Genomic DNA, 6,145 nt, shown 5'->3' on the forward strand with positions numbered 1-6,145 from the left:
ATGAAACATCTCAAGGCAATCAACAACAAGGCACAGAAGCTGGAACAGGCCGCCGCCGAGGACCGTATCGAGGAAGTGGTGGCGATGAACTCGGTCGCGGGCTGCGCGGCGACCACCGACCCGGGCTGGGAAGTCGACGTGTTCGGCGGCGTTTCCTCGCTCTGCCAGCCGATGGAGGCGGACCTCTACGGCTGCTCCGACCCCTGCTGGTGGCCGGCCCAGGTGCCGGACATGATGAGCACCTACCCCGACTGGAACAAGGACGCCCAGGCCTCCGCGGAGAACTGGCGAAACCTCGGCACCGTATTCCCGGACGACAAATGAGCGGACAGAAGAACAAGAGGAAAAACTGCATGTCCAGAAAAGCATTCGCCGGCGCAGCCGCACTGCTCGCCGCCTGTTCGCTGAACGCCATGGCCGACACGAACAAGGCGCTCGAGACCGGCCACGAGTACCTGATCACCACCAACTACCCGAACAACCTGCACGTCATCGACATGCAGACCGACAAGCTCTACAAGACCTGCAGCATTCCCGGCGCCTTCGGACCGGGCATGACCCAGCTGTCGCCGGATCGCAAGATCGTCTACGTGCTGAGCAACCACTACGCGGACATCTACGGCATCCAGCTGGACGACTGCAAACCGGTGTTCCACGCCACCATCGCGCAGAAACCGGGGGAGAACGCCCGCGCCATGTTCTCCATGACCGTCAGCCATGACGGCAAGGAGATCTACGCGGTCGCCAACCCGACGCTGATCCTCAGCGAGCACTACGAGGTGCAGCAGCCGCGCCTGCAGGTCTATCCGGCCGACGGCGGGATGGACGCCAAGCCGATCCGCACCTTCCCGGCGCCGCGCCAGCTGACCATCATGCAGAGCGGCGACGACGGCAGCCTCTACGTGGCCGGCCCGGAGATCTACAAGGTCGATCCGCAGAACGGCAAGTTCGAAGTGCTTGTTCGCAGCCGCACCTGGACCCGGCCGAACTACGCCGCGCCCGACGTGCTCTACGTGTGGAACCAGCAGACCTACCGCCGCGACTTCTCGCTGCTCTACACCACCGCGAAGTTCAAGGACGAGAGGCAGGACCCGGCGACCGCCGACTACCTGTACGGCTTCTTCAGCGTGAACCTCGCCACCGGCAAGGCCGAGACCGTGGATTTCGGCCCGCTGACCGAGGTGTACTTCAGCGGCATGCGCTCGCCGAAGGACCCGAACCTGATGTTCGGCGTGCTCAACCGCCTGGCCAAGTACGACATCAAGGAGCAGAAGCTGATCGAAGCGGCGACGCTGGATCACTCCTACTACTGCATCTCGTTCAACAAGGCCGGCGACAAGATCTACCTGACCGGCACGCTGAACGACGTGGCGATCTTCGATGCCGACAGCATGAAGCGCATCGGCGGCCTCAAGCTGCCGGGCGGCGACATGGCGATCACCACCAGCCAGGCGTTCGTGCGCTGAGGGTGTTGCAGGGCGGGCGGGTTGCGCCTGCCCTGCAACGGTTACCCTGTAGGAGCCGCTGCGTTGATGGTGGAAAACGCTTCGCGGTTTCCACCCTACGGTGTCCGACCTGTAGACGCGGTTCGATGGAGTTTCCGGGTAGGGCGTATAACGCGGCAGCGTTATCCGCCATCCCATCGGCGTTTCATGGTTCCCACGCAGGAGCGTGGGAACGATAAGGGCTCTCCTGCGCAGGGTGGCCGTCGCTTTCCACGGCTACGGCGCTACGCACGCTCTCGATCCCAGGTGTTCGCTTGGCAGGTACCAGGGGCGCTGTATGCGCCGTGCCAACCGGTCGATCTGCGGCACCAGCAGGTTGGCGGCCAGCACGGCGAAGCAGAGACCATCGGCATAAAGCCCGAATTCGCGAATCAATTCGGTCAGCGCGCCAATGGTCACGCCGAAGAGGATGCGACCGGCGCGTGTATCGGGACTGGTGACCGGGTCGGTGGCGATGAAGAAGGCGGTGAAGAGATAGCCACCGAGACTGAGGCTGTACAGGCTTTCCTGCAGGCTATGGCCGGCCGCCATGCACAGCAATGCGGTGCTTGCGAGCATCGCCAGCGGAATCTCGATTCGGATCACCCGCAGGACAGCCAGCATCAGGCCGCCGGCGATGTAGCCGTACCCCGACAGATTGGGGGTGATCAGCGTGAACTGGTCCTGAGCCAGCTGGGTGGCGCCGGCGAACGCATCGAGGTCAAGGCGTGGCGCCAGTTGCAGCTGTTGCAGAAGAACCGCCTTGACGTCCAGGCCGAGGGTCCAGGGGGCATGGTCCGATGGCGCGGGGTACAACTGCTGGTAGAAGCAGATCGCGATGATCCCCAGGCCGACCATGGCGGGGTTGAGACGGTTGCGACCAAGGCCTCCGCTGCCGTGCTTGCACAGTGCGAGAGCGGCGAAACTGGCCAGGGCGATCATCCACAGCGGCACCAGCAGCGGCAATGCCCGGGCCAGGATCAGGCCCAGCACCAGCCAGCTCAGGTCGCTCAGGCCCTCGCGGACATTACGTCCGCGCAGGCGCAGCAGGCCGGCTTCGAAGCCCAGGGCGAACAGCACGCACCAGAAGGTCTGCAGCCAGACCACGGGGCCGAATTGCCAGGCGTACAGGGCGGTTCCCGGCATGAGGCACAGGCTGACCAGCAGCATCACCGTGGGGAGTCGGTGCGGGATGGGACTGCGTATGAGGCTCATGCACGTAGCTCCGTCTTGCTCTGGCGGAAGCGTTCCCGCAGCGGGATATTGCTCGGACAGGTGCTGCTGCAGCTGCCGCATTCGATACAGGCGTCCAGTCGCAGTTTCTGCAGGCTGGCCTTGTCGTGGCGTTCGGCGGCGGCGTAGAGATCCAGCGGCCTGAGCGACATCGGGCAGACATCCACGCAGCGCGTGCAGCGGATGCAACTGCCTGCGGGCTGCGCTGCCGGCAGGTAGTTCTCGGCGCCGAATATCAGGCAGCTGCTGGTCTTGCTGATGACGGCGGTGGGGTCCGGCAGCGACAGTCCCATCATCGGTCCGCCGACCTGGGTCCACTGGCCTTCGGGGTCCGCGCCGGCAATTTCGCGCAGTGCGCTGACCGGATAGCCCACCGGCACCTCGACATTCCCGGGGCGCTCGCAGGTCCCGGTCAGCGTCAGCACGCGCGATATCAGCGGTTCGCCGTGGAAGACGGCCTGTCCCAGTGCATGGAGCGTCGCGACATTCAGCGCCAGTACGCCGATATCGGCGGGCAGGGTCCCGGGCGCCAGGTTGCGGCCACTGAGACTCTTGATCATCAACGGCTGCCCCCCTGCCGGGTAGCGCTCCGGCAGCGGACATATCTCGATACTGGTGCGCGCCTGGCGAGCGGCGGCACGCAGCGAGGCCATCGCCTCGGGTTTGTTGGTTTCGATGCCGAAGCGGGTCAGCGTGATTCCCATCAGCGTGGCGAGATAGTCGGCGGCCTCGATCAGCGCCTCGGCACGTTCGCGCATGAGACGGTCATCGCAGGTAAGGAAGGGTTCGCATTCGGCACCGTTGATCAGCAGCAGATCGGGGTCCTGGGCGCCGGACAGCTTGAGGGCCGTCGGGAAACCCGCGCCGCCAAGGCCGACTATGCCCATCCGCAATGCCCGTTCGACCAGCGCCTCGGGCGTTTCCGGCAGCTCCGGCGCCGGACGCTCGATCCACTCATCCAGACCGTCTGCGTTGAGGATGACGGCCAAGACCGGCTTGGCCGAGTCGGCCGCGAAGGCGGGGCCAATCCGTTCCACGATGCCGGAGGTGCTGGCATGCACCCAGGCGGTGTTGTCATCGCCGATACCGATGACCTCGCCCTTGCGCACATGCTGTCCCGGCTGCACGCAAGGCTGGGCGCAGCGGCGCCCGCGCTCGAGCGGGATCGCCAGCTGTATGGTTCCGACCGCCACCGGGGCAATCGGATTGGCATTGGATAATTGCTTGTAGCCCCTGAGCTTGATCCCTCCGCGCCAGCTGCGCTGTGAGGGCGAGGCGATGGCAAGCAGGCGGCGCCAGAAGGGTTTCTGTTGCGGCTGACGCTGGGCGCGGGCGGGGTTCTGCATGCGCTCGACGCTCTGCAACGAATGGCTAGACATTATCTGTCCTCCAGTTTTTGGACATGAAAAACCCCTATGCGCTGATGCACATGATGGTTTTTTGCTTCCGGGACATTGAGTGAATAGGGAGGGGGGACACTCGATCACTCGCGGGGTTTCAGAGCGCCGAATGGGTGGTTTGTTCAGTTTTTGATCAGATTTGCTGATGAACGGTAGGCAAATTGCCAGCCTGCGAAACGTCGCCGCCAACGGCTGTGATGCGCTCCCAGGCTCTGGCCCGGGCAAGGCGTTCGTGGCGTTTGGCAAATCGCCAGCATTTCCGGTAATGCAGCTTTACTCTCTGGATAGGTGCTGCCTGCACTTCGGATAAATACCGCGCGCCGCGAAGAGGCGCGCCGGGATCGGGGAGGTGTCGATCGATGCGCGCAAGCCTGCTGGTGATGCTGCTGACGTTGCTGTATGGCTGCGGCGAACGGATCGAGCGCTTTTCCGGGCCGACCATGGGGAGCACCTATTCGATCCAGTACGTACCCGCCGCGCAGACGCCCGACCCGCAGCGAGTGAAGACCGAAGTCGAGACGATACTCGGGGCGCTCGAGCAGGAGTTCTCCACCTGGCGCGGCGACTCCGTGGTTTCCCGCTTCAATGATCTGCCGGCCGGCGCCTGTCAGGCGTTGTCGGAAGATATGCGCCGCCTGCTGGAGTACGGCGAGTTTCTGTCCCGCGAGAGCGGCGGGGCTTTCGACCTGACGGTGCTGCCATTGATGAACCTCTGGGGCTTCGGCCCGCACTCGCGGGAGGATCAGGTGCCGGATGCGGGCGCGCTGGCGCGGGAACGGGCACGGGTAGGGCACCGGCACTTGCGCCTGGAGGGCGAAAGGCTGTGCAAGGATGTGGCGGCGCAACTGGATTTCAGCAGCATGGTCGCCGGCTATGCGGTGGACCGGGTCGGCGACAGGCTTGCGGCCCTGGGTATCCAGGCCTATCTGGTCGAGATCACCGGCGAACTCAAGGGGCTCGGCCGCAAGCCGGATGGCTCGCCCTGGCGCATCGCCCTGGAAGTGCCGAGTGGCGAGCGCGAGCAGCAGGTGGAGCACGCCATCGCAGTGGACGGCTACGGCGTTTCCACCTCCGGCGATTACCGCAACTATTTCGAGGAAGGTGGCCTGCGCTATTCGCACACCTTCGATCCACGTGTCGGCAGGCCGGTGAAGCACGCGCTGGCGGCAGTGACGGTGGTCGATCCCTCGGCGCTGCATGCCGATGGCTTGTCGACGCTGTTGATGGTGCTCGGCCCGGAGGAGGGCTACGCCTTCGCCGCGCGGCATGACATCGCCGCCTATTTCGTCATGCGCCAGGGGCAGGGTTTCGTTGCCCGGGCGACGCCGCGATTCGAGTCGCTGTTTCCCGGGCAGGACTAGGCGAATCGGCCCAGGCGCGTGCCCATTTGAATAGGTGGACACCTGGGCTCTTTGCAGGAGCACCTGTCCTGGTATCTCAGCGCATTTTGTTCGTGAGCAAGGGCTAGGCGCCCCCCTCGTTCCTACGAAAAGCACCGCGGCCCTGGACTACCTGTAGGAGCAACTGTCTTACATCGTCTTGATGCTTCCCCCTCACCCTAACCCTCTCCCTCAGGGAGAGGGGACCGTTCGGAGTCGCCGGGTGGCACGGCATTCACCCCGACGCCAATCTGCCCCCTCTCCCTCTGGAGCGGGGCGCGCAGCCAGGGCTGGGGTGAGGGAGCCACAACGCCAGACTTTCCTGTAGGAGCAACTGTCTTCTGGTTTCCCGCGTCCGCGGGACAGCGCTTGCGCTGAACGCACTTCAGTGCGGCCAGAAGGGCGAGCGCAGCGAGTAATGACGGATTTCTCGGGTAACTCCGTGCGACTCCCAACCCCCGTCGTCCTCGCGAACGCGGGGATCCAATGGGCCGTGTAGGAGCGGGCCATGCCCGCGAATCGCGCGCATGGCGCGCTTCTACCGGTCGGGGTACGGCTCTGTTTTCGTAGGAGCCAGCTTGCTGGCGATCAATTGGTTTCCCTGTGCACAGCGTTGCCGGCTGATACCTCGGATCGCCAGCAAGCTGGC

The 6,145-nt window shown here is 64.6% G+C and carries 5 protein-coding genes; 3 read left to right on the forward strand and 2 right to left on the reverse strand.

What is annotated here, in order from left to right; genetic code table 11:
* Entirely contained in the window at positions 1-324 is a 324-nt protein-coding gene (gene qhpC / locus BLR75_RS02395; RefSeq protein ID WP_084313217.1) for a quinohemoprotein amine dehydrogenase subunit gamma, read from the forward strand.
* 29 nt (positions 325-353) lie between these two features.
* Complete coding sequence (gene peaD, locus BLR75_RS02400) at positions 354-1,466, forward strand: quinohemoprotein amine dehydrogenase subunit beta (RefSeq protein ID WP_084313218.1); 1,113 nt, start codon at positions 354-356, stop codon at positions 1,464-1,466.
* Positions 1,467-1,721: 255 nt separating this feature from the next.
* On the opposite strand, the gene BLR75_RS02405 is transcribed toward peaD, so the two are convergent.
* Together BLR75_RS02405 and rsxC are read right to left on the reverse strand one after the other, a co-directional pair.
* Positions 1,722-2,699 carry an RnfABCDGE type electron transport complex subunit D gene (locus tag BLR75_RS02405; protein ID WP_084313219.1) on the reverse strand — a complete coding sequence of 326 codons (978 nt, stop codon included), beginning with the start codon at positions 2,697-2,699 and terminating at the stop codon, positions 1,722-1,724.
* Positions 2,696-4,096: an electron transport complex subunit RsxC gene (gene rsxC, locus BLR75_RS02410; RefSeq protein WP_084313220.1), complete on the reverse strand. Its 1,401-nt coding sequence runs from the start codon at positions 4,094-4,096 to the stop codon at positions 2,696-2,698. Before rsxC ends, BLR75_RS02405 begins: the two co-directional genes overlap by 4 nt.
* Before the next feature lie 380 nt (positions 4,097-4,476).
* On the opposite strand from rsxC, the gene BLR75_RS02415 reads away from it, so the two are divergent.
* Complete coding sequence (locus BLR75_RS02415) at positions 4,477-5,478, forward strand: FAD:protein FMN transferase (protein ID WP_084313221.1); 1,002 nt, start codon at positions 4,477-4,479, stop codon at positions 5,476-5,478.
* The last annotated feature ends 667 nt before the right edge of the window (positions 5,479-6,145 follow it).

The sequence above is a fragment of the Pseudomonas jinjuensis genome (assembly GCF_900103845.1).
GTDB lineage: Bacteria > Pseudomonadota > Gammaproteobacteria > Pseudomonadales > Pseudomonadaceae > Pseudomonas > Pseudomonas jinjuensis.

Excerpts from the sequence above, each read along its gene's own strand:
- qhpC (WP_084313217.1), top strand. The coding sequence starts at position 1 with ATGAAACATCTCAAGGCAATCAACAACAAGGCACAGAAGCTGGAACAG.
- peaD (WP_084313218.1), top strand. The coding sequence starts at position 354 with ATGTCCAGAAAAGCATTCGCCGGCGCAGCCGCACTGCTCGCCGCCTGT.
- BLR75_RS02405 (WP_084313219.1), bottom strand. The coding sequence starts at position 2,699 with ATGAGCCTCATACGCAGTCCCATCCCGCACCGACTCCCCACGGTGATG.
- rsxC (WP_084313220.1), bottom strand. The coding sequence starts at position 4,096 with ATGTCTAGCCATTCGTTGCAGAGCGTCGAGCGCATGCAGAACCCCGCC.
- BLR75_RS02415 (WP_084313221.1), top strand. The coding sequence starts at position 4,477 with ATGCGCGCAAGCCTGCTGGTGATGCTGCTGACGTTGCTGTATGGCTGC.